This is a genomic window from Nocardia sp. NBC_01499 (assembly GCF_045040275.1).
GTDB lineage: Bacteria > Actinomycetota > Actinomycetes > Mycobacteriales > Mycobacteriaceae > Nocardia.
Window position 1 is genome coordinate 386746 of sequence record NZ_CP109426.1, and the last position, 22352, is coordinate 409097.

Sequence of the window (22352 nt, forward strand, 5' to 3'; positions counted from 1 at the left end):
GCCGAAGTCGGCGACCGGAGCCGGTCGCCGGGGATCGAGGGTGGGCACGCGAAAGTAGCGGGCCCCATTTGTCAGGGAGTGGTGGCCCGCGTCGCGTCCAGGGCCGCGTCGGTGTCCGCGGTGGCCAGCACGGCGTTGATGTGGGCACCGGCCAGCGCACCTGCCGCGGCGGACGCGCCGACCTGGGCAGCCAGATCGGTGGCGTTGCCCGCTACCCACACCCCGGGCACGTCGGTGATTCCGGCCATACCGGAGGCGAAGCGGCGGCCCATGTTGTCGGGCAGATCCTCCATCGGCAGCCCGAGTCCTGCCACGCCGGCGGTGCGGGCCAGCATGTGGGTCGCGACCGCGAGAACGCTCCTGGTGACGACCCGGCCGTCGGTCAACCGGACACCGGTGAGCGTGCCGTCGGCGGAGGCGAGGACCTCGGCCACCGGGGTGTCGACGACGATGATGTCGCGGGCGGCAAAGCGCGCCCTGGCGTCGTCGTCGAGGTCGGTGTCGCCGGTGAAATAGACCAGGTCGTCGGTCAATTGACGAAACAGCAGCGCCTGATGGATCGAAACGGGGCCGGTGGCGATGACGCCGATGGGCTCGTCGCGGACCTCCCAGCCGTGGCAGTACGGGCAGTGCACAACGCCGTGGCCCCAATGCCGCGCCAAGCCGGGTATGCCGGGCAGCACATCGCGCAGTCCCGTTGCCACCAGCACACGGCGCGCGATCACCGTGCGGCCGTCCGTCAAGGCGACGGTGAACCGCAGGTCACCATCGGCGGACGGGGTGAAAGCAGCGGTGGCGGCCACGGTCGCGAAGACGACCGCGCCGCCGTAGTGACGCACCTGTTGCCTGCCTCGGTCGAGCAGCTCCGCGGGCGGGGTGCCGTCGAGCACGATGAAGCCGTGCATGGCCTCGGCGGGTGCGTTGCGCGGGTCCGCGCTGTCGATCACAACGACCGAACGACGCGAACGGGCCAGCATCAGTGCGCCGTTGAGACCCGCGGCGCCCCCGCCGATCACGACGACGTCGACGGTCTCGTCGGGTAGCGAGTCAGAGGCGTAGGTGAATGCGGTCGCCGCCATATCCCTACCTTTCCTGCATGGTCCAGCTGTTCTGGACATCCACCAGCGACCGTAACCGCACCTTGCACCAAAGGCATACGATGTTGCTTATGACGCAAGAAGATGGTGAGTTGGACAGCCTCGTGCGCAAACGCATCCGCGCCTTACGCGTGGCGCAGGGCTGGTCCCTGGAAGAGCTGGCCGGCCGCGCCCACCTGAGCCAGTCCAGCCTTTCCCGCATCGAGAACGGCCAGCGACGGCTCGCTCTTGATCAGCTGGTCACCCTCGCGCGCGCCCTGGATACGACGCTGGATCAGCTGGTGGAAACCGCCGCAGACGATGTCGTCATCAGCCCGATGATCGACGCGGCCCACGGACTGATGCGCTGGTCGATCAAGGGCCAGCCGGGATTGAGCGTGGTGCGCCAGCGCATGACCGAACCGCCGCCGGACAATCCCGCGCGGATGCGCGCGCACCCGGGCAGGGAGTGGCTGGTCGTCCTGTCCGGCACCGCGATCCTCATGCTGGGACACCGGCGCTTCCGCGTAGAGACCAACCAGGCCGCCGAGTTCCCCACCATGCTGCCGCACGCCATCGGCACCGAGAGCGGCCCGTGTGAAATCCTGGGCATCTTCGACCGCGACGCCCGCCGAGGCCACCAACGCGACGGCGAGGGAGGGCGCAGCGAGGACCGCGCCGCGGACGGCTCCTGCACCTGATCGCCGCGGCTAACGGGCAATCTCTCCGCGGCTCGCCCGTAGGATGCGTACCGGGCGCAACGCCTGGGGTGGTTCGCCCTCGAATTCCGCGGCCTCATCGAGGTACCCGGCGATGAGGTCCGCTGCGGAATGGTCTTCGACGTCGGTGAAGCCGAGTGCGCGCAACTGTGCGGCGATGTCGTCCGGAGTGAAGTAACTGAACCAGGGTTCGCCGACGGCTGTCCCCAGTTTTGCGCGCGCCTGCATTTGCGCACGTTCCTCGTCGGTGTCACCCGGCTGCAGGTAGTCGAAGATCACCTCGACCGGCTCGGATTGACGAGCGATGTATTCGAGGGTGGTGCGGGCGGCGTCCGGGGTCAGATAGAAGACGACACCGAGCCACACGAATACCGCCGGATCGGTCCGGCTGAATCCGGCGGCCGCCAATCGTGTTGCCAGCGTGTCGGTTTCGAAGTCGACCGGTACGAAAGTCAACTGCTCAGGCAGGTTGATACCGGATGCGGCGAGGCGTTGGTGTTTCCATGCCTGGGTAGCGGGATGGTCGACCTCGAATACCCGCAGGCCAGGATGCGGGTTGCGGTAAGCGAAGGTGTCCAGGCCCGCGCCGAGTATCACGACCTGCCGCACGCCGGCAGCGGCGGCCTCGGCCACACGATCCTCGGCGAAACGGGCACGAGCGGCAAAGAACAGGCGGCGCGGCCGATCACCGACACCCAGCCGCAGGATTCCGACACCGCTATCGGAACTGTCCGCTGCGGGCCGGCCCGATTCGGTCAGCTCATCCACCGTCACACCGAGCAGACGTGCCGCCAGTGGATCGGTAAGAATCCTTGGCTGGTCAACGATTTGGTGATAGGCACGGGCGTAAGCAGTCACGAGCGCTGTCCGGCTGGGTCCCTCATTGTCCATACTCGAGAAGCTACTCGCGAACGCGACGCAAGCACCCGGCCGCCCCGCCGCAAGCGTGCTCACCGATCCCACCGAAAGGCTCCACGCTACGGCAGCTAATTTCCAGAGCCGCACCAGGCCGAAAGGGGCGCGACATCATGCGATATTCAGAGCCCGAGTTTGGTAACGGCGTTGTCTTCCAACGGATTTGCGGTGCGAATGTAGCCGTGCACGGTGCGGGGATTCGACCAGCGACCTTGGCGCATGATCTCGCGGTCGCTGGCGCCACCCAGGGCTGCCTGGGTGGCGAAACCCGCGCGCAGGGAGTGACCCGAGAAGAGGTCGGGGTCGAGTCCGGCGCGGGCGGCATAGCGTTTGACGAGTTCGGCGACGGCACGGCCGGACATGGGAGTGGCGCCGACCGTACCGTGACGATTTATGGTGGGGCACAAGGGTAGGTCGGGTTGCTCGGCGAGGGCGGTTCCGGTGAAGCCGTGGCAGCGATGGATGTCCGGGTCGGTAGCGTCCTCGGTGAGGTGCGCGCGTAGGCCCGATGTGCCTGCGGCGCTGTGTATTTCGAGCAGCCGAACCCAGTCGGCGAAGGCGCAGACCGGGCAGGTGCGTGGGCGTTGGCCGCGCGGCAGTGCGACGCGCTGTTCGGCGACGCCGGTGGGATCGGTTTTCGTCGACGGCAGCCGCACCAGCAGCACCGGTTCACCGGTGGCGTGATCGAGCTGCACGTCCACATCGGCGATGCGCAGCCCGGCGAGCTCGCTGCGCCGCAACGCCCCGGCGAACCCGATCAACAACACGAGCGCATCGCGCCGCCGGGCGGGCTCGGTGGGCCAGCCGGGCTCGGGCAACCCCGCCAGCAACTGGTCCAGGGTGTGCAACAGTACGGGGCGTTTACGTTTCGGCTGTGTGCGCCGGGTGCGCCGAATACCGCGCAGGGTGAGCCGGACAACGTCGGAGCGAGTCGGCGAAGGCAACCCGTTGGCCGCGTGTACCGCGGCGATCGCGGCCGATTTGCGTTCCAGGGTCGCCGCGCTGAAAGCCCACTCGCCGGTGTCGCGGCGCGCATCGGCCGCGGCGGCCAGGTAGACCGCCACATCGAGCGGATCGGCGGGCATCGCCTGCCGAGTCTCGGCCAGACACCACGCCGACCACGCGATCCAGTCGGTCCGATAGGCGCGCAACGTATTCGCCGACTGCGAGGCCTCGAGATACCGGCGCAGCGAACCCGCCTGATTGTCATCGAACCGCTCGCGCACCAACCGCAGCGCGGCCGCGTCCACGAGCACGCTGCGCACCCCGCGACGCAGCTCGGTCCGCACCGACTCCGGCATCGCGACGACAGCGGCGCGCTCTTCCATCGATCAGCTCCCTATTTCTAGACCGATGTCATTGTCCTGCTGGCACAGTCCGATTCGCGGCATCGAGCGTCAGCCCGCGCGTCGCGGCTCATGACTGTCGATAGGACAGCACCTCGGCACGCCAGGACCGCGTTCGAATCCACTGTGCTGTGCCAGAATTCGCGAATGAGTACACCCATGATCCGGCCGCCGCAGGACGACGAACTGGTTGCCGTCGCCCACCTGCGTTGGCAATGGTTCCATGAAAACCAAGCGACACCGACAACGACGCAGGAGGAGTTCACTCGGTCGTTCGTGTTCTGGGCACAGGCCAACAAGTCCTCGCACCGCTGTCTGGTCTTGCTCGACGACGACGTCATCATCGGGATGGCCTGGCTGGCGATCTTTGAACGCGTACCGACCCCGCGCACACCGCGACGCCTTTCCGGTGACGTTCAGTGCATGTACGTGGTGCCCGAGCGCCGCGACGGCGGTCTCGGCAGCCAACTCATCGCCGCCGTCATCGGCCTCGCCGACGAACTGGGCTTGAAACCGCTGACCGTTCACTCCAGCCCCAAGGCGATCAACGCGTACACCCGCCGCGGCTTCGCGACATCACCCGGGCTGTTGCGAACCGAACTCACCCGCTAAAGGTGATCAGGGCGCGTGGATCCTGTTGGGACGGAAGCGCATCGGTGGTTCGCCGTACTCCTCGAGGGTGTGGGCGATCCACCCGATGGTGCGCGCGATGGCGAAGATCGTCTCCCCGGCGTCGGGTCGCATACGGTAGGCGTGCATGAGCACGGCGAGAGCGAGATCGATGTTCGGCACGGCGGTGTGGGGTGCGCCGAGTTGATCGGTGATGGTGTCGATGGCGGTCAGGGCTGGCGTGGCAGCGGGGACCGACCGGAGCATGGTCAACAGCAGCTCGGCACGTGGGTCGGTGGTGCGGTAGATCAGGTGCCCGAAACCCGGGAGCCCGCCGCCGAGTCGTAGCCGCTCGGAGGCCGCGTCGAGCGGGTCGGCGATGGCGTCGTCGAGGAAGCGGTACGCGACAGTGCTTGCCGCGCCATGGTATTGGCTGTCCAGGGCGCCGAGCCCGGCGGAGACGATCCCATACGGATGGACTCGCGCGCTGGCCGCGACACGGGCGGCCACAGTGGAGATCGCTAGCCCGTGGTCGGCCAGCAGCGTCAAGGTCGAGTCGAGCAGGACGGCGGGGACGGCGTGGTCGGCCAGACTTGGCCCTAGTCGTTGGGCGAGCGTTCCGGAATCCTGCGGCGTCGCGCTCAGGCAGTCCACCTCGACCGCGAGCAGGATGCGGGCTGTGCGCAGGACGCCCTGCGCGGACAGATCGAAACGGAGCTGATCGCTTGCGCTGGCGACGGTCACCGCGACGCGCATCCGGTCGGTCAGCCGAACACTGCCGCCGAGCGCGCCGACTGCGGCGCGCGTGGTGCGGAGAATCTCGGCCGGGGCGGTGAATTGCTGTGGTGGCGAGGCCAATTCACCGGTCCATAACAGACTGGCCACCGATTCGACCGGATGCGTCGTCACCAGATCCGCCACGTTCCGACCTCGGTAATAGAGCTGGTCGTCCTCGATGGACGAGATCGTGCTGGCGATGTCGTCCATCGTTGTGCGACGGTCGCCGCCGTGCCGACGGCCCCGCGCCAGCCGGGTCACCTCATCCTCCAGGAACAGGCTGCCCCGGCGACCCGACGCCGGAATCTTGGTCAGCAGTCCGCGACTGACGTAGGCGTAGACGGTCTCGGGCTTGATATCGAGACGACTCGCCACCTCGGCGGTGGTGAGGTGGCGTGCGTCACCTTCGTTGTCCATGACCTGCCTCTCCGCACTCATATTGACTTGATCAATATTGACTCTAGTTGAACGTGATCGCACAGTTCAGTCAAGAGGAGGTCTGAACTGATGACGATCAATGGTGTTGAACTCGATGAGCTGATCGACGTGCCCGCCGGGCTGCGCAATGTGGTGGCGGCCGATACGCAGCTGGGTGATGTGCGCGGGCAGGAAGGCTTCTATCACTATCGCCAGTATTCGGCGATCGAGCTGGCGTCCGTGTGCACCTTCGAAGAGGCGTGGTTCCTGCTGGTCGAGGGACACTTGCCCGATCCGGCGGAGCTGTCCGAGTTCACCGACACGGTGGCCCGATCGCGGCTGCTGCCAACGGAACTGCTGCCCGTCCTACCGGCGATCGCGGCGAGTGCGAACCCCATGGTCGGTTTGCGGACAGCGCTGTCGATGCTGGCCGGAATCCGCGATCTGCGACCGATGTGGGACTGTGATCCCGCGTCGCGCAAGGCCGACGCACTACTGATCTGCGCGGTGACACCGACCATCCTGGCCGCCCTGCACCGGCTCAATCATGGTCTGCCACCGGTAGTCCCGCGCGCGGATCTCTCGACGGCAGCGAATTGGCTGTACATGCTGACCGGAGAACCACCGCGACCGCGGGCCACCCGGGCGATCGAGCAGTACCTGATCGCCACGATCGACCACGGGTTCAATGCCTCCACCTTCACCGCGCGGGTCGTGGCCTCCACCGGAGCCGACGTCGCCTCGGCAATCGTCGCGGCGATCGGCGCGTTCTCCGGACCACTGCACGGCGGCGCGCCGGACCGTGCGCTGGACGGGTTGGACGAGATCGGCAGCACGGACCATATCGACGATTGGGTATCGGACAAAATCGCCAAGGGCGACCGGGTGATGGGCTTCGGGCACGCCGTGTACCGCACCGCGGATCCGCGCTCAATTCTGTTGCGCGCCATCGGTATCGAACTCGGTGGCGATCTCGTGGAGTTCGCGACCACCGTGGAACGACGAGTCACCGAGCTGCTCGCCGAACTCAAACCGGGCCGCAACCTGTATGCCAACGTGGAGTTCTATGCCGGAGTCGTGATGGAACTCTGCGGAATTCCGCGCTCGATGTTCACCCCGACCTTCGCCACGAGCCGCGTCGTCGGCTGGAGCGCCAACATTCTCGAACAAGCCGACAGCGCGAAGGTCATCCGCCCGTCCGCCCGATACGTCGGTCCGCGCGCACCGCAACCGGTGCCTGCGCGCAGGTCACCCGGGTAGGTCCAGGGTGTCGAATTGGTAGGTGGACCAGATGCGGCGGGAGCGTTCCTCGGGGTAGGGCTGGGTGGTTGGGGTGGCGGTGTAGACGCGGGTGGTTCGGGTGTTCGGGTCGTAGGGCGCCCAGCCGGGGTTGCCGTTCGCGAAGTTCAGCCAGTCGGTGCGCATGTGGTTGGCGACATGGATGGCCTCGTCGGCGGCGTTCGGGAAAGCGGAGGGATGGTTGCGTATGTCGTCGCGGCCGAGGGTGCCGAAGACGAGCAGCATGTCGAGGCTGTGTGAGGCGCCCTGGTCCCGGTTGAAGGCCCAGCAGAGTTCGTAGTTCCAGACCTGGCCACCACCAGCATGTTTGGCGTCGGCGAGATGCAGGCCCGGCATCCGGAGCAACCAGTCGCTGTTGACGAGTTCATACAACTCGCCGGGGGTGGCGTCAGGGTGGAGGGCGCGGTAATCGCTGTTCGGGGCGAGACGTTCGAGGGTGGCGGTCAACTCGTCATCGGTGACCTCGGTGCCGAATTTGGGGTTGGCTAGCCGGTATTCGTCGCGGGTGTGCCCGACGAGCAGATCGATGTCGCGTGCGGCGCCGGTGGCGAGGGCGCGCCATGGGGCGTAGGGGAGGACGTCACCGTCGACGATGGGGGAGAACGGTGTCGGGGTCAGCGCCATGGGACCCCATGATTCGACGAGTTCCGGCATCCTCCGCAGGACCGTGTCCGTCGCGGTGATCAGTGCGTGGGGGGAGATGCGCGTCAGGTCGTCAACGGTGGCTCGCACACCGAGTTGCGCGGCGATCGTTGCCGAGATCGCGGCGGCGAGCCTCGGGGAGAAGAAGGTGCCCGGGACGCTCTGGGCGATCGCCCGACGAAACAACCCGGCGGCGATCGGCATAGTAAGCAGGGCCGCAACCGAACCCGTGCCAGCGGACTGGCCGAACACCGTGACATTGCCCGGATCACCACCGAACGCGGCGGCGTTGTCCCGCACCCACCGCAACGCCGCGACCTGGTCGAGAAGGCCGCGGTTGTTCGGCGCCCCGGTGATCTGCGCGAATCCTTCGACACCGACCCGATAGTTCATGCTGACCATCACCACACCGGCCGCGGCAAGCGTCGCACCGTCTTGATGCGGGTTGCTGGAAGTGCCCTCCACGTACCTGCCTCCGTGGATCCACACCATCACCGGCAGTCCTGCCGTACCGAGATCGGGTGACCAAACGTTGAGGGTCAAGCAGTCACCCGTATCGGATATCGCGCTGCCTGCTTGGGGAACTGACGGACCGAACGCCAGCGCATCGCGGACGCCGTCCCACGGCTGTGCCGGAATGGGAGCCGCGAATCGTCGTGCGCCGATTGGTGATTGGGCGTAGGGAATGCCACGGAAGACCGCGACGATGTTCTCCCACCTGCCACGCACCACTCCGGCAGCAGTACGGACTTCAGGTTCGATAGTCACTCGGGGTGCTCACTTTCCCATTGGACGCAGGGGAGCGATCAACGCCACGGACATCTCGCCCCCATCCACACGGTAAGTCCTGGATCCTTTGGCTCTCAACGGAATTAAGCGCCGGTTCTGCCCGCGCCGACTCGAGCATTCGGCGCCCGCAAGTGAAACACTCGGCCGACGACAGCGTGTGGTTCATCGCCGTTGCCGGACGTTCTGGTGACGTGCGGATCGATGCGGGAGAAGCTGCGGACCTGGCCGGTCATGTGCGGTAAAGCTCGGTAAGCAGCTCGAGTACGGTGCGGGTGGCCGGGTGGGGGTCGTCGCGCCACCAGACCAGTCGTACGGCGACCGGTTCGGCGTCGCGTACCGGCAGGTAGACGATGCCGGGTCGTGGATATTGGTCAACGACGGACTGCGCGGTAACCCCCACGCAGCGACCGGTGGCGATGACCGTGAGCCAGTCATCGATGTCGCGGCTCTCCTGTTCCGAGGGGCGCGCGTTCGCCGGCCACAAATCCGCAGTGGTCGTTCCGGTGCGCCGGTCAACGAGCAGGACGCGGCTGCTGAGATCGGCCAGACGCACCGAGCGGCGCCGCGCCAGGGGGTCGGCGGCGGCCAGCGCGCACCACCGTGTTTCCAGACCCACGATGGTGCCCTCGAAGCGGCGGTCCGCCAGCGGCCTACGCATGACCGCAAGATCGGCGGTGCCGTCGGCCAGGCCGGCGCTCGGGGAGTTGATGCGAAGCAGGTGCAGTTGCGTTTCCGGGTGCGATTCCCGCCACCGGTGTTGAAAGGCGGGTGTGAGTCGGCCGAGTGCCGACCATGCGTGGCCGATACGCAGGTCGACGTGGCCCGATGTCGCTTCCTGTACCAGGTTGTCGACCTCGGTCAGCACGCGCCGGGCGTGCGCCACGACGCGTAGTCCGATCGCGGTCGGCGAGGTTTCGCGGGACGTACGTCGCAGCAGTCGTACGCCGAGGCGCTTCTCGAGTGCCGACAGTGTGCGGGAGACCGCGGCCTGTGACACACCGAGAGCGATCGCGGCGTCGGTGAACGTGCCCTCGTCCACGATCGCGATGAGGCAGCGCAACTGACGCAGCTCGACATCCATAACCAAATCGTATAGTTGGTGTGCCGCATGCATTTTGCGCACGGTCCGGCGCGGCACAGGATCGATGCGTGCAAGCAGCCCCCACTCGCCGAGCAGGCCGCGCCGTCCTGCCAGCGAAGCGGGGCGCCGTGTCCATAGCCGGGGTCTGCACGATGCTCGCGAGCGGCCTTTCGACCCAGCTCGGCGCCGCGATCGGGTCGCTGGCCTTCCCGATGCTCGGCCCGGTCGGCGTCATCGCGGTCCGCCAGTACGTCGCGGCGGCGGTGCTGCTCATCCTCGGTCGGCCCCGCCTTCGGTCCTTCACCCGGCGCCAGTGGGGGCTGGTGCTGCTGCTCGCGGCCGGAATCCTATCCTCCGCTCTGCCGTTCCTCGCGGACCTGTTCACGCCGCGCCGCGTTCCCGCAGCGGCGTTCGGATTGTTCATGAGCGTCAACCCGGTGCTCGCCGCAGCCGTCGGTGTGCTCGTTCTGGGACAGCAGCTCGACGTGGCCGCCTGGTTGAGCATCGCGGCGATCATCGCGGCCAACGCCATCAGCATCCTCGCAAAGCCGAGGCACGCTTGACGCTGCGGCGGTGTTCAACGTGCGCCGAAACAGCGCCTATATCAAGATCACTCCATTGCCGCAAAGGAGCCTTCTATGCCCGGTGTCACGCTGACCGATCATCTCTTCTCCGTCCCCCTCGACCATGATCGGCCGGAGGGCGAGCACATCGAGATCTACGCTCGCGAGGTGGTGGCCACCGGACGCGAGCGCGAGCGGCTTCCCTGGCTGCTGTATTTGCAAGGCGGCCCCGGCATGGTGCCGCCGCGTCCGGTCGGCCGGGACTCCTGGCTGGACCGCGCACTCGACGACTACCGCGTCCTACTGCTCGACCAGCGCGGCACGGGCCGCTCCACGCCGATCACCCGGCAAACGCTCCCGGCCCGTGGCGAGCCCGCCGCGCAGGCCGACTACCTCACCCATTTCCGCGCCGACGCCATCGTCCGCGACGCCGAACTGATCAGGCGCGAACTGACCGACGAACCGTGGTCGGTGCTCGGCCAGAGCTTCGGCGGCATGTGCACCGTCACCTACCTCTCGTTCGCGCCCGAGGGCCTGCGCGAGGCAATCATCACCGGCGGTCTTCCCGGTCTGCGCGTCAACGCCGACGAGGTCTATCGCGCCACCTATCCACGCGTGCACCGCAAGAACACCGCCTACTATCGCTGGTACCCGCAGGACGCCGCCTCGGTCCGCCGCCTCGCCGCGCACCTGATCGAGCGTCCGGCACCACTGCCGGACGGATCCTTACTCACCGTCGAGGCCTTCCAGTCGCTCGGGCTGATGCTCGGCACGAGCGACGGCGCGGACGTGCTGCACTACCTTCTCGAAGGCCCCTGGGCCGGAGCGGAGCTGTCCGACAGCTTCCTCGCCCGCGCCGCGGCTTCCCTCAGCTACGCCCAACTGCCGCTGAACCCGCTCATGCATGAACTCACCTACGCCCAGCGCGGCACCGGCGCGACGAACTGGGCGGCTGAGCGGGTGCGCGGCGAGTTCCCCCAGTTCGACGCGCGCATGGCGTTGGCCGGGGACGACCCGGTGCTGTTCACCGGCGAGATGACCTACCGGTGCCACTTCGACCAACCCTGTCTCGCGCCCCTGCGCGATCCCGCCGAGGTGTTGTTCGCCCGCGAGGACTGGCCCGACCTCTACGATCCTCAGCGCTTGGCCGCGAACGACGTCCCCGTGGCCGCCGCCGTCTACCTCGACGACATGTACGTCGATGCCACTTACTCGCTGCAGACCGCGGCGACCATCAGGGGCCTACGGCTGTGGGCGACCAACGAGTACGAGCACGACGGGCTTCGCGCCAGTAGCGGACGCGTCCTCGACCGCCTGCTGCGAATGCTGCGCGGCCAGATCTGCAGCGGAGCTTCGAAACGGGTTCGGGGGCAATGCTATTCATGATCCGCCCGCATCATGACGAACGAGGCACACTCCTCGGTACTGCCGGAGCCGACCTCGATCCTGATGACCTGTTCACCACCGCCGACCTGCACGGCGCGCAGCGTGTGCAAACCAGCGGTGTGCGGCGTCCACTTGGCGAGGACGTTACCGTCGACGCTGGTCTTGATCGCGCTCGGCGGATCGAACTCGCCGTCCTGACTATCGTCGAAACTCACGTAGGCACCTGGCTCAGCCGTCGCCCGCGCGAGGTAGGCACAGTCCGCGACGAAGGCCGGCGAATCATCCGGCGACTTCACCGCGAAATCGGTGATCGTGGCAGGCGCGGTCAGCACCAGCGCGGCCACCATCGCGGTCACCGTCGACATCGCAGCCGCGGCGGACCTCCGTGAACGGAGCATGCGGAGTCCTTCCGAGTCACGGCGAATTGCGTGCACAGCCTATCGATCGGACCGCACTCCGGGAGCGCCATTTGTGGGGGCTGCCGTTTGCGGCTCTGGCCCTCAGAAATCGAGAAAGTCGATGAGCAACGGCACCAGTTTCGCCGGGCGGTCGAGGGGGATGATGTGGCCACAGTCCTCGATCACGTGCCCGGTCAGGGTGTCGGCGATCGGACGGAGTTGGTTTTCGAGTGCGGTTCCGACCGGGTGGGATCCGATGGCCATGGTCGGCATGGTGAGCCGGGCGGTGTCGACAGCCTGCCGGATCTGCCCGGCGCTGGTTGGCATCGCCCGGTAGTAGGAGAACGCACACCGCAAGGAATCACTGCCCGTGTAGGCGGCGACGAAGGCATCGCGGGTTTCCGCGGGTATGCCGCGGCCGTGGGTGCCGGTCGCCAGAAACCAGTCGAGGTAGTCGGATTCGTTTCCGGCAAGGACTTTTTCGGCAAGACCCGGCACCGCGTGAAAACCGAACCACCAGGGCGGCCCACCGGCCAGAAAGGTTTCGGCACCGGGCAGCGTGCCGAGCAACGATTCCATCAGTACCAGCCGGTTGACTCGTTCGGGCCGCCGCATCGCCAAGAGGAACGCCGGCGGAGCACCGGCATCGATCGCGACGACGGAGGCGCTGGTTTCCCCGAGGGCGTCGAGCAGCCCCTCGGCGTCGCTGGCAAGCGTGTCCGCGTCGTAGCCGATCTGTGCTCGCGTGCTGGCGCCGAGGCCGCGCAGGTCCGGCGCGATCACCCGGTGTCGTTGCGCGAGTGGGCCCATCACCTCGCGCCACAGCTGCCAGGTGTGTGGAAAGCCGTGCAGCAGCAGGACTGCCGGTCCGGTGCCGGCGATCGCCACGTTCGCTTCGATGCCGTTGGTTGCCACCATCCGCACTGTGAGATCGGGCAGTTCGTGCGACATTCGATCCTCCGCCATTCGGTTACCATCGGTTACTAGCTGACCGTAGGTAACCTGGGATAGCCTGCCAAGACGGCACTTTCGAGACAGGTGGTGAGCTCCAGGTGACTACCCGAACCAGCACAGGACCGCGCGGGGATCTGTTCGCTCCTGGCTGCCCGACCCGTCGGCTACTCGATCGGCTCGGCACCAAATGGGTGTCCATGGTGGTGAAACTCCTCGCCGAGGCCGCGCCCGAGGAGGTGCGCTTCGCCGAACTGCGGCGTCGGATGCCCGGCGTCTCGCAGAAGATGCTGTCGGTCACTCTGCAAAACCTGTCCCGCGACGGGCTGGTCGCCCGCCGCGTCGAACCCACCGTTCCGCCACGCGTGCACTATCGCCTCACCGATCTCGGGCTCTCCCTGGAAAATCCTCTGGCCGCACTGCGGGCATGGGCGGAAGAGCATATGGCCGAGATCGACGCCGCCGCAGACCACGCGTAACCTCCCTGTCGTACAGCGAATTCCGCAGAAATGCCCGCCTGATCCGCAGCCGCGGCGACGGGTGCCGCACAGCGACGTTCAGCCACCGCGTCTGGCTCGTCATGCTCTCGCGGCATCCGCAGGACGGCAGCAGCGGCACCACCGATGGTTTTGCCCGCGCCGACTCGTGACCTTCCAGCGTCCTGTCGCGGATGTACTCGCGTGCTGCCGCGCCGAGCGCTTGGAGCCACCCGGCCCGATCGAGCGGATCATCGGCTCGGCGCGGGCCACCATCGAACAGCGGTCCTGCGAGTTGGGCCCGACGCTCTCACCGATCGTTCAGCGCTGACTCGGACTGAAGAGGTCGGGATATCAGCTGAGTGCTTGGATTTCGGTCGCTAGCCTTTCCTGGCTAGCCGCCCACGACGCCAATAGGGCTAGACCATCTGCGGTCGCCGTGCCAGCGGGCGCGGTGTAGACGGTCAGGAGCAGGCCGGGTTCGGCGGGCAGCTCCATCGCCTCGACGTCCATGTCGAGCTGGCCCACTACCGGATGGTGCACACGCTTGCGTCCGGACCGATGGAGCCGCACGTCCCGAGATGCCCACCGCTGCCGGAATAGTTCACTGCGTGTTGATAATTCACCGACTAGGGCGATCAGCTCCTCGTCGTGCGGATTGCGTCCCGCTTCCATGCGTAGCTTCGCGGCCACATCGCAGGCGATTCGGTCATAGTCGACGAAGAACGTTTTTGCCGCTTCGGGATCCAGATACACGAACCGCGCGGTGTTCGCCGGCCGTCGCGTGTCGGCCAGCACCGGTGAATACAGCGCGCGGGCAAGTTGATTCATGGCCAGCACGTCATAACGGCCGTTGCAAATCCACGCCGGCGCATCGGTGATGGCGTCGAGCACCTGCTGAAGCGCCGGACGCACCGTCACGGCAGGTCGCCGGCGGCGTGCACCGCTGGGCGTCTTGGACTGCCGCGCAAGGTGGAATAGGTGATCGCGCTCGGCCTCGTCAAGGTGCAAGGCAGCGGCCAACGCGTCGAGCACTCCGTCGGAGGCGCCGGTGAGGCTGCCGCGCTCCATACGCACGTAGTAGTCGACCGATACCCCCGCAAGTAGAGCTACCTCTTCGCGACGCAGACCTTTGACCCGGCGGTTGCCGCCGTAGGCGGGCAGTCCGGCGCGCTCGGGCGTGATCCGCGCGCGACGCGAACTCAGGAATTCCTTGATCTCAGTGCGCAGATCGATCGTGGTCACCCCTTCACCGTAGGTCCTGTCCGCAGGCTAAGGGAGGTTCTGCTGGTACCCCCGACGACTATGCCCCCCGAACCACCACACCCGGACCAGGCCCCGCCCCCGACCCTGGCCGCATCCCGCTCACCATTCCCGAGATCAAGTACCTGATCGCCGACACCAGCCCAGATCGCTCTCGCCTGGGTGCTGGCGCAGAAATCCGCGGTTCGTGCCGATCCCCGGCACAACCAAACCGCATCGCTTGGAAGAGAACCTGGGAGCGCTCGATGTCGAATTGACGTCCGGCGACCTGCAACGCATCGAGGCGGCCGCGAACCATATCCAGGGTGAGCGCGTCCCCGAGCGGTTGAAGTCCCTGTTCGGCCGCTAAGCGCCGCTACTTTCTGCGCCGGTCACCTCGCCGATTCCGGCGCTGGATTCACGTTGCATCGCGACATCGTCTCGCTACATACGTGAGAGAACTGCCAGATCTGCTGAGAACTCACGAAAGTAGTACGGGCGTACATGGGTGCATAGTTTTTAAGAGGTTTCGTAGGCGTTTCGTTTCGTTGGTTGCGACCAAACGTAAACGTAATAGAACCAGTCGATCTGGGGGAGTCTTCGGAATGTCGATCAAGTCTGACCGCCGATAATGTTCACTTATCGGCGGTCAGGAATCGCCGTCGGCGAATCAGTCTTCTTGCGACACGGAACAATTCGTTTCGTATGAATACGTCAATAGTGACGAAACCAACGCTACGATTCTCCAGTGTCCAACGTCTGCAACTATCCGGGCTGCGCTCGACCGATCACGCGCGGCGGGGGACCCGGCCGCCCCTCCGAATACTGTGATCACCCCGACCACACGCGATGGCGCGCGTGGCGGGAACGTCAACGGCAACAACAGGAGTCAGAGGTACCCCTCGCTTCCGTCACTGTGACGCAGCAAGGTCCGGTCACCGTCGCCCGTCTCCGCGCCGATGAGCTGCTCACCCAATTCCGTGGGCTCGCCGACCAATTGGGCAACACCCTCAACGCCGCCGTCGCCGAACTATCCACCCTTGGCGACCCTTCCGTCGCGGAAGCGCAGGTCCAGGCGGTGCAAGCCGACGCCGCCCGGCGTATCGCGGAAGCCGAAATGGCCACCGTCGCCGCCGAACAGGCGCGCCGCGAGGCGGAGGAAGCACGCGCGCTCGCCGAGGCCGCGGCCGACGACGCGGCCGGTGCGGCCGAACATGCCGAAGCCGCCGTCGCCGACGCCAACAGCACCCGTGACGACGCCCTGCGCGAAATGGAGCGTGCCACCAGGCAAGCCGCCGATGACGTATTCGCCGCACGCAGCGAAGCCGAGGCCGACATCCGCACCGCCCGCCGCGAAACCGCCGAGGAAATCGAACGCATCCGCAAGGACTCGGCCGAGCAGGTGGAACGCGCCGAACGCCGCGTCGCAACCGAAATCGCCAACGCCCAACGCGAATCCGCTGCCCAGGTCGCCGCCGCGCAATCCGAACGCGACCTCGCCGTCCAGCGCGCCGCCGACGCCGAACGCGCGACCGAACGCGCCGAGCAGGCAGCTATGGAACGCATCGAAGCCGCGAACGAGGCCCGCGAGGAATGGCGCAGGGTCCGCGCCGAACTCGACACGGCCCGCACCGAACTCGCCGACATCCGCCGCACCGCCGCCACCGATATCGCCGCCGCCCGCGCCGAAGCCGCCAGCACCATCGACAAAGCCCGCGCCGAAGCCGCACACCGCATCGAAGCCCTCGACGAAGCCCGCACCCAAACCCTCGCCCGCGCCGAACGCGCCGAAGCGCAACTCGACGAACTACTCGCCGAAACCCGCCGCAAGCCAGTCGCGGTCACGGAACTGGACAGTCACACGGGCGCGTAAGCCGTTCGAACCCAACTCGGGGTGCACCGACCTGGACTATCAGGTGCGGATTATGCGTTGTCGCACCAGGTTCGGCGTGCCCACCGAACGTCGTCGCACATCACGGCCGCCGTCGACGCCTCGCTCGACCGGCTCGGCGTCGACCGCGTAGACATATACCAGATTCACCGCCGGGACAGCGAGACTCCGATCGAGGAGACCATGAACGCGCTCAACGACGTGGTCGCCGCCGGAAAGGTCGCGCCGATCATCAGAGCGATCAAGACGAAACACCTGGAGGACGCCGTGCTCGGCCACCCAGTGACTCCGCGCAGCCCTGAAAATCGTGGGAGACCAAGGGAACAGTCGTCTCGGTCCCATAAACTGCGATGCGCAGCGTCGCGCGGCGCGGAGCAGGAGGACTCGCAGTATGGCCGTAATCCACGAGACCACGATGGTTCCCACCAAGGTCGAGTTGTTGGCTTCGTGGTTGCCGACTCGACCGTGGTACCGCGGTGGCGCGACGCCGGTGCTGACTCGAGTCGGAGGTTTCCGGCTCGACGATCCGGATGGTGCGGTCGGGATCGAGTTCCTGGCGGTCACCGATGGTTCAAGGGATGAGTCGGTCACGTATCAGGTGCCGTTCGCCTATCGCGGCGCGCCGCTCGAGGGTGCGGAAGACGCGCTGATCGGTACGTCGATGCACGGTGTGCTCGGGCAACGGTGGCTCTACGACGGGACCCGCGATCCGGTGGTGGTGGCGCAGATTCTCGCGCTGCTCGGCGGAACGGCACTGCCCCAGGCGCAGTACGACAGTGGGGCGGTGGATGAGTCGGTTGCCGTGACGACACCCGATATCGCCGTTCCTGCACTGGGATCGGAGCCGGTGACGGCCGAGGACGGGTCGGTGCGCACCGACATCATGGTCGGTGCGCAGGTGCCGGGCAGTACGGCGATCGTTCGGGTCAACCGGATTCTGCGGCCCGGTGACGAGTCGTCCGAGCGGCCCGGCGCGGGTCATGTCACCGTGCCGTGGAAGCTGCCGGACGGATCCTCGGTGCGCGGGGTGTTCCTGTCCTTCGACGGTCACGCGGAGAGTTAGCGGGGTGGCGAAAGGTGAACGGCCGCAAGGTTGTTCACCGACATGTCGTCGGCTCGACGAGACACGTGACGCGCTGCCTGCGACCATATCTTTGTCGGAGTGAACGGCGCACGGATCGTGCAGCGGCGGGGATGGCCTGCTCCGATGACGAAAGGACGTGATTCCCATGTCGAAACGGACCATTCGGTACGCACGAGTTGTCGTCTGTGCGGCGCTTGTCGGAGTCGCCGGATGCACGAGCACCCCGGGTGCTACTGACGCATCGTCGAGTGTCGGCAGTGCCTCCGCCACCGCGTCGTCGGGAGTCGGCACTACTCCGGTCGCCGCGTCGCCGAGCATTGGCAGTACCCCGAGGGCCGTCACATCGCCGAGAGTTGGCAGTACTGCTACTGGCACACCGCCGAGCACGGTCGCGCCCTGCGCGCCTGGACAACTCGCGCTCAGCGCCGCCGCGGTATCGCCCGGCGCGACGCACCGCGGCGTGCGGATCACCGTCGGCCTGGCCAACGGCCCGGCGTGCGAGCTGTCGGGCTACCCCGAGATCGAAGCCGACGAGGGCGGCCCCATGATCCGCGCCGACCACACACTCCGCGGATACCTCGGCGGCCTCCCACCCGACCGCGACACACCGCCGGTCGTCATCGTGACCGACAGCAGCACCACCGCGACCGGTGCGGCATCGGCCATCGTCGAGGGAATGGCAGTCGACGCCAACGGCAATCCCTGCCCGACCTACACCCACCTAAGCGTCACCCCACCGAACTCACCTACCCCGCAACCCGTCCCGGCCACCATCAATGCCTGTGCGCTGGAAGTGCATCCAGTGCTCGGCGCAGACATGCACTGACGATGGGCGTCGATCGACACCGTCCATGCGCACCGGCCGAGCCGAATCCCATCAGCACCGACCAAGCGGAATCCCGTCAGCACTGGCCAAGCCGAGTCCCGTCGGCACTGCCGAGCCCGAACCCCGTCAGCACCGGCCGAGCCCGAACCTCGTCAGCACCGGCCGAGCCCGAGTCCCGTCAGCACCGGCCGAGCCCGAGTCCCGTCAGCACCGGCCGAGCCCGAACCTCGTCAGCACCGGCCGAGCCCGAGTCCCGTCAGCACCGGCCAAGCCCGAACCTCGTCAGCACCGGCCAAGCCCGAACCTCGTCAGCACCGGCCGAGCCCGAGTCCCGTCAGCACCGGCCAAGCCCGAACCTCGTCAGCACCGGCCAAGCCCGAACCTCGTCAGCACCGGCCGAGCCGAGTCTCGTCAGCACCGGCCAAGCCCGAACCTGTCGGCACCGGTCGAGCCGAGTCTCGTCGGCACTGGGCCAAGCCGAATCCCGTCCGCACCGGCCAAACCCGAACCCGTCGGCACTGGCGAGCTAAAACGTGTCGGCACTGGCTGAGGCTGAACCCGAGAACGGATTCGACTGTCGACTACCGCTGGCGACACGACTGTGCTGCGCCCCGCACGACCCCGCCCTGACAGCCGTCGTTCGAGTTGCCCGGCCGCACCTCTCGCCCTTGCATGCCGCTTCACCGCCACCCATCCCCGGGATAGGCGTCCCTCGCGCACCACGGGTGCCGAAACCCTAAGGAGCCGTTCATGACCCGAGTAGCCCGCCGATGGTCGACACCGCTACTGCTCCTCCTCGCCGGTGCCACCCTGGTGGCCGGGTGCGCAAGCCCACCGGATCCACCGGCAGACCGCTCGAACGTGGTCGGCCTCGACTCCGGTGCCGTGCGCGGGCGCGTCGATCCGGCCGGCTACCGCGAATTCGCGGGCATCCCGTATGCCGCCGCGCCGACCGGCGCGCTGCGCTGGCACGCTCCTACCGCACCGGCGAGCTGGGGCGGAGTGCGCGAGGCAACCACACCGGGTGCGATGTGCCCGCAGGCCGCGGGCCCGGGCACACCGGGGTCGATGACCGAGGACTGTTTGAACCTCAACGTCTGGACCCCCGCCGGTTCCCACACCGACCTGCCCGTGCTGGTGTGGATCCACGGCGGCTCCCTGATCAGCGGCGCCGGCAGCGACTACGGCCCACAGAAATTCCTGACCGGCACCGAAGGCCCGATGATCGTGGTCACGATCAACTATCGCCTGGGCACCCTGGGCTTTCTGGCCGACAAGTCCCTAAAAGACACCAACGGTGATGTCGGCAACTACGGCTTCCAAGACCAGCAGTTCGCCCTGAAATGGGTGCAACGCAACATCACCGCGTTCGGCGGCGACCCCGCCAAGGTCACCATCGCCGGAGAATCCTCGGGCTCGAATTCGGTGTGCACCCACCTGGCCGCACCCGGTTCGGCAGGGCTGTTCCGCGCCGCGATCATGCAATCGGGAGCCTGTGTACCGTGGCAGTCCGAACGCGACGCCGAAACCGCCGCCACCACCACCGCGACCGGGCTCGGCTGCCCGGATCCGGCCACCACCGCGACCTGCCTGCGTGAGCTGCCCGTCTCGGCCATCCTCACCGCGCAAGCCCAGCAAACCAACGGCCTTACCGGCATCCCGTTCCTCGGGACCGTCGGCACCCCGTTCCTGCCACGCAGCCCCGAACAAGGGCTCAAAGACGGTGCCCTGGCTCATGTCCCGGTGATAACCGGGGCCAACCACGACGAATCCGCCCTGTTCGCCTGGCTGATCTACGGCATGCCCGGCACACCCACCCTGACCGCTGACCGATACCCGCAGGCACTGACCGAGATATCGCAGGCAAGTGACTTCCCCTTGCGCGAGGACCAAACCGCCGCGATCACCGCCGAATACCCCCTCGATAGATACCCCCAACCGGTCATCGCCGCGACCCGCGCCCTCAGCGACCAAGCCACCTGCGCCATCGGCGACCAAGCCGCCCAACTCGCCGCCCACGCCCCCACCTACAGCTACGAATTCGCCGACCCCACCCCACCCGCACCTCCGAGTACGTTCCCGCTGGGCGCCTACCATGCCAGCGAACTGCCCTACCTGTGGCAGATGAGCGCTCCGTTCGGCGATCCTGCCATGATGACCGCCGCCCAGCACAGCCTCACCGACCAACTCGTGCGCTACTGGACCCGATTCGTGCTCACCGGAACCCCCGACCCCTCGGGGCTGCCCGCCATGCCCGCCTACACCAGCACCAACCCGCACCTGATGTCGTTCAAACCCGACGCCACCGGCCCCGTCTCCGCAACCGCCTTCGACACCGACCACCACTGCGGATTCTGGAAAACCCTTACCGCACAACCCTGACAACACGATCGGTGTGGCCCGCCGCCGACCCTCGGTAGCGCGGACGCCATCGGACGATCCGAACCCTCGTCCCACTCGGCGCACCGAGTGAAAGCAAACACGAGGTTAACCGCATCGACCGGCCATATCATGTAGCTATGCCCGAAAACGAGCTCGAAGGGCGTACGGAACCACTGACCGGGGGTGCCCGGCAGGCGATAGTGGTGGCCGGTGCCTGCTCGATGATCGTGGGTGTGGTCGTAGCGGTGTGGCCACACAAGTCGCTGCCGACCGCGGAGCTGCTGTTCGGTCTCTACCTACTGCTCAACGGCGGACTGCAGATGATCATCGCGGTCGGTGCGAAGTTCGCGCCCGCCCTGCGCGTGCTCGTCTTCGGAAGTGGCGTGGTGTCGATACTGCTTGCCGTGCTGTGTTTCAGCGGCGGCAATTCGGCACTGCTGCTGTCGTTCTGGATCGGGCTGGCCTGGTCGGTTCGCGGGATCTGCCACGCCACGGTCGCGGTGTGGGCGGACAACCTGGTCGGCAGCGGAAGGCAAGAGGTGTTCGGCCTGGCCACCATGGTGCTCGGCATCCTGGTCGGCGTGCTGCCGTTCAATTCGGTGGATGTGCTCGGGCTGGTGTTCGGACTGTTCCTCATCGTGATCGGGACCATGGAAGTGCTCAGCGTCGCGGCGGTGCGTCACAGCGTCGTGGATCTGCCCGGAGTTTCCGGGTTGCGCACCGTTCGCCTCGATCCCTGATAGCCGAACCGGCCGCAATACAGTAGTGCTCGGTCGCGAGCTACCAAGGCATCAGCACCGGGGCCGGTCATCGCAAAATGCCCGCCGAGGTCCGCGACCGCCTGCGCGCCACCGGATCACCACGGACGAGCACGCCGGGTCGACCGGCAAGCCAGCGCATCGGCAACCTCCCAGACCTGAAAGTAATGGCCACGTCACATTGACCTGCATGGTCATCTCGGACCCGGGACAGCCTTCGCTGAATACGCGCCCGTTCAAGATCATGGGGAACTGGTGGCGGTGGCTTCTCGAACTTTGCCGCCACCAGTTCCCCATGATCTTGAACGTCGATGATGGTCGTCTGGCGCGCGCTGCGTGTTGGCATGGCGCGCCACCGCGTCGGCCGGATCGCCGAGTGCTCCGCGGATACCGGAACAGGTTGCGCCACAAGTAACAAACCGGCGGGTGAGCCCGCCATCCCTGACTCACCGTCCGTTGACCAACGGGACTTGACGGCGGCGCTACTCGTGAAGTGCCGCCGTCAAGTCCCGTTGGTCTTGCGCCATAGCGCGATCCATGGCTCGCTTGCCCGTGACTGGCGCACCCCGGCGAAAGGCTCTCGAATTTGCCGCAGACCGGGTGCCATTCACGGATCGACCGCGCCGACGTTGACCGGAGAGCTGCATACGTGGGAGTCCCTGCACACGTCTTCACATGCCGTGAACGCTGGTCCGCCTGCAGCATCGCGAATTACACGCGATGCG

At 66.9% G+C, this 22352-nt stretch carries 21 protein-coding genes and 1 pseudogene; 13 read left to right on the top strand and 9 right to left on the bottom strand.

The window, feature by feature from the left end; genetic code table 11:
• Positions 1–71 precede the first annotated feature (71 nt).
• Positions 72–1079 (bottom strand): NAD(P)/FAD-dependent oxidoreductase, encoded by a 1008-nt coding sequence (locus tag OG203_RS01700; protein WP_405163865.1) that lies wholly within the window; start codon positions 1077–1079, stop codon positions 72–74.
• Positions 1080–1168: 89 nt separating this feature from the next.
• Here OG203_RS01700 and OG203_RS01705 point away from each other — a divergent pair, with 89 nt between their 5' ends.
• Positions 1169–1777 (top strand): helix-turn-helix domain-containing protein, encoded by a 609-nt coding sequence (locus OG203_RS01705; RefSeq protein WP_405167749.1) that lies wholly within the window; start codon positions 1169–1171, stop codon positions 1775–1777.
• 9 nt (positions 1778–1786) lie between these two features.
• On the opposite strand, the gene OG203_RS01710 is transcribed toward OG203_RS01705, so the two are convergent.
• Both OG203_RS01710 and OG203_RS01715 read right to left on the bottom strand, forming a co-directional pair.
• Positions 1787–2686: a class I SAM-dependent methyltransferase gene (locus tag OG203_RS01710; RefSeq protein WP_405163866.1), complete on the bottom strand. Its 900-nt coding sequence runs from the start codon at positions 2684–2686 to the stop codon at positions 1787–1789.
• Positions 2687–2832: 146 nt separating this feature from the next.
• Positions 2833–4038, bottom strand: a complete 1206-nt coding sequence (locus tag OG203_RS01715; RefSeq protein WP_405163867.1) for a site-specific integrase — start codon at positions 4036–4038, stop codon at positions 2833–2835.
• Positions 4039–4203: 165 nt separating this feature from the next.
• Between OG203_RS01715 and OG203_RS01720 the strand changes: the two genes are divergently transcribed.
• Positions 4204–4668, top strand: a complete 465-nt coding sequence (locus OG203_RS01720; RefSeq protein WP_405163868.1) for a GNAT family N-acetyltransferase — start codon at positions 4204–4206, stop codon at positions 4666–4668.
• 6 nt (positions 4669–4674) lie between these two features.
• Here the strand turns inward: OG203_RS01720 and OG203_RS01725 are convergent, their stop codons facing one another.
• Complete coding sequence (locus OG203_RS01725) at positions 4675–5859, bottom strand: citrate synthase (RefSeq protein ID WP_405163869.1); 1185 nt, start codon at positions 5857–5859, stop codon at positions 4675–4677.
• Between the two features lie 90 nt (positions 5860–5949).
• Here OG203_RS01725 and OG203_RS01730 point away from each other — a divergent pair, with 90 nt between their 5' ends.
• A complete protein-coding gene (locus tag OG203_RS01730; RefSeq protein ID WP_405163870.1) occupies positions 5950–7119 on the top strand; it encodes a citrate/2-methylcitrate synthase in 1170 nt (389 codons plus the stop codon).
• Here the strand turns inward: OG203_RS01730 and OG203_RS01735 are convergent.
• Together OG203_RS01735 and OG203_RS01740 are read right to left on the bottom strand one after the other, a co-directional pair.
• Positions 7108–8568 (bottom strand): carboxylesterase/lipase family protein, encoded by a 1461-nt coding sequence (locus OG203_RS01735; protein ID WP_405163871.1) that lies wholly within the window; start codon positions 8566–8568, stop codon positions 7108–7110. The two genes, OG203_RS01730 and OG203_RS01735, sit on opposite strands and share 12 nt — an antisense overlap.
• A 250-nt stretch (positions 8569–8818) precedes the next feature.
• Positions 8819–9670, bottom strand: a complete 852-nt coding sequence (locus OG203_RS01740; protein ID WP_405163872.1) for a LysR family transcriptional regulator — start codon at positions 9668–9670, stop codon at positions 8819–8821.
• A 128-nt stretch (positions 9671–9798) separates the two neighbouring features.
• Here OG203_RS01740 and OG203_RS01745 point away from each other — a divergent pair, with 128 nt between their 5' ends.
• Together OG203_RS01745 and OG203_RS01750 are read left to right on the top strand one after the other, a co-directional pair.
• Positions 9799–10233, top strand: a complete 435-nt coding sequence (locus tag OG203_RS01745) for an EamA family transporter (RefSeq protein ID WP_405163873.1) — start codon at positions 9799–9801, stop codon at positions 10231–10233.
• A gap of 75 nt (positions 10234–10308) precedes the next feature.
• Positions 10309–11619, top strand: coding sequence for an alpha/beta fold hydrolase (locus OG203_RS01750; protein ID WP_405163874.1), 1311 nt, complete (start codon positions 10309–10311; stop codon positions 11617–11619).
• On the opposite strand, the gene OG203_RS01755 is transcribed toward OG203_RS01750, so the two are convergent.
• Together OG203_RS01755 and OG203_RS01760 are read right to left on the bottom strand one after the other, a co-directional pair.
• Positions 11610–12017, bottom strand: coding sequence for a hypothetical protein (locus OG203_RS01755; protein ID WP_405163875.1), 408 nt, complete (start codon positions 12015–12017; stop codon positions 11610–11612). The two genes, OG203_RS01750 and OG203_RS01755, sit on opposite strands and share 10 nt — an antisense overlap.
• Positions 12018–12119: 102 nt before the next feature.
• Entirely contained in the window at positions 12120–12983 is an 864-nt protein-coding gene (locus OG203_RS01760; protein ID WP_405163876.1) for an alpha/beta fold hydrolase, read from the bottom strand.
• 86 nt (positions 12984–13069) lie between these two features.
• Here OG203_RS01760 and OG203_RS01765 point away from each other — a divergent pair, with 86 nt between their 5' ends.
• A complete protein-coding gene (locus OG203_RS01765; protein WP_405163877.1) occupies positions 13070–13447 on the top strand; it encodes a winged helix-turn-helix transcriptional regulator in 378 nt (125 codons plus the stop codon).
• A gap of 351 nt (positions 13448–13798) precedes the next feature.
• Here the strand turns inward: OG203_RS01765 and OG203_RS01770 are convergent, their stop codons facing one another.
• Positions 13799–14689, bottom strand: coding sequence for a helix-turn-helix domain-containing protein (locus OG203_RS01770; protein ID WP_405163878.1), 891 nt, complete (start codon positions 14687–14689; stop codon positions 13799–13801).
• Between the two features lie 238 nt (positions 14690–14927).
• Here OG203_RS01770 and OG203_RS01775 point away from each other — a divergent pair, with 238 nt between their 5' ends.
• The 7 genes and pseudogenes from OG203_RS01775 to OG203_RS01805 all read left to right on the top strand — a co-directional run bounded on the left by OG203_RS01775 (position 14928) and on the right by OG203_RS01805 (position 21609).
• On the top strand, positions 14928–15056 hold the full coding sequence (locus tag OG203_RS01775; protein ID WP_405163879.1) for a hypothetical protein: 129 nt from the start codon (positions 14928–14930) through the stop codon (positions 15054–15056).
• A 546-nt stretch (positions 15057–15602) separates the two neighbouring features.
• Positions 15603–16559, top strand: coding sequence for a hypothetical protein (locus tag OG203_RS01780; RefSeq protein ID WP_405163880.1), 957 nt, complete (start codon positions 15603–15605; stop codon positions 16557–16559).
• A 21-nt stretch (positions 16560–16580) separates the two neighbouring features.
• A pseudogene (locus OG203_RS01785) lies at positions 16581–16748 on the top strand (aldo/keto reductase); the annotation flags it as partial.
• Positions 16749–16968: 220 nt separating this feature from the next.
• A complete protein-coding gene (locus tag OG203_RS01790) occupies positions 16969–17640 on the top strand; it encodes a maltokinase N-terminal cap-like domain-containing protein (protein ID WP_405163881.1) in 672 nt (223 codons plus the stop codon).
• 166 nt (positions 17641–17806) lie between these two features.
• Positions 17807–18487 carry a DUF4232 domain-containing protein gene (locus OG203_RS01795; protein ID WP_405163882.1) on the top strand — a complete coding sequence of 227 codons (681 nt, stop codon included), beginning with the start codon at positions 17807–17809 and terminating at the stop codon, positions 18485–18487.
• A gap of 750 nt (positions 18488–19237) precedes the next feature.
• Positions 19238–20869 (top strand): carboxylesterase/lipase family protein, encoded by a 1632-nt coding sequence (locus tag OG203_RS01800; RefSeq protein ID WP_405163883.1) that lies wholly within the window; start codon positions 19238–19240, stop codon positions 20867–20869.
• A 137-nt stretch (positions 20870–21006) separates the two neighbouring features.
• Positions 21007–21609, top strand: a complete 603-nt coding sequence (locus OG203_RS01805; RefSeq protein ID WP_405163884.1) for a DUF308 domain-containing protein — start codon at positions 21007–21009, stop codon at positions 21607–21609.
• Positions 21610–22352: the final 743 nt, after the last annotated feature.

Bases quoted from the DNA above. Each gene is read 5' to 3' on its own strand.
- OG203_RS01800 (WP_405163883.1), top strand. From the start codon at position 19,238: ATGACCCGAGTAGCCCGCCGATGGTCGACACCGCTACTGCTCCTCCTC.
- OG203_RS01760 (WP_405163876.1), bottom strand. From the start codon at position 12,983: ATGGCGGAGGATCGAATGTCGCACGAACTGCCCGATCTCACAGTGCGG.
- OG203_RS01790 (WP_405163881.1), top strand. From the start codon at position 16,969: ATGGCCGTAATCCACGAGACCACGATGGTTCCCACCAAGGTCGAGTTG.
- OG203_RS01700 (WP_405163865.1), bottom strand. From the start codon at position 1,079: ATGGCGGCGACCGCATTCACCTACGCCTCTGACTCGCTACCCGACGAG.
- OG203_RS01705 (WP_405167749.1), top strand. From the start codon at position 1,169: ATGACGCAAGAAGATGGTGAGTTGGACAGCCTCGTGCGCAAACGCATC.
- OG203_RS01715 (WP_405163867.1), bottom strand. From the start codon at position 4,038: ATGGAAGAGCGCGCCGCTGTCGTCGCGATGCCGGAGTCGGTGCGGACC.
- OG203_RS01755 (WP_405163875.1), bottom strand. From the start codon at position 12,017: ATGCTCCGTTCACGGAGGTCCGCCGCGGCTGCGATGTCGACGGTGACC.
- OG203_RS01710 (WP_405163866.1), bottom strand. From the start codon at position 2,686: ATGGACAATGAGGGACCCAGCCGGACAGCGCTCGTGACTGCTTACGCC.
- OG203_RS01795 (WP_405163882.1), top strand. From the start codon at position 17,807: ATGTCGAAACGGACCATTCGGTACGCACGAGTTGTCGTCTGTGCGGCG.
- OG203_RS01730 (WP_405163870.1), top strand. From the start codon at position 5,950: ATGACGATCAATGGTGTTGAACTCGATGAGCTGATCGACGTGCCCGCC.
- OG203_RS01740 (WP_405163872.1), bottom strand. From the start codon at position 9,670: ATGGATGTCGAGCTGCGTCAGTTGCGCTGCCTCATCGCGATCGTGGAC.
- OG203_RS01720 (WP_405163868.1), top strand. From the start codon at position 4,204: ATGAGTACACCCATGATCCGGCCGCCGCAGGACGACGAACTGGTTGCC.
- OG203_RS01725 (WP_405163869.1), bottom strand. From the start codon at position 5,859: ATGGACAACGAAGGTGACGCACGCCACCTCACCACCGCCGAGGTGGCG.
- OG203_RS01750 (WP_405163874.1), top strand. From the start codon at position 10,309: ATGCCCGGTGTCACGCTGACCGATCATCTCTTCTCCGTCCCCCTCGAC.
- OG203_RS01805 (WP_405163884.1), top strand. From the start codon at position 21,007: ATGCCCGAAAACGAGCTCGAAGGGCGTACGGAACCACTGACCGGGGGT.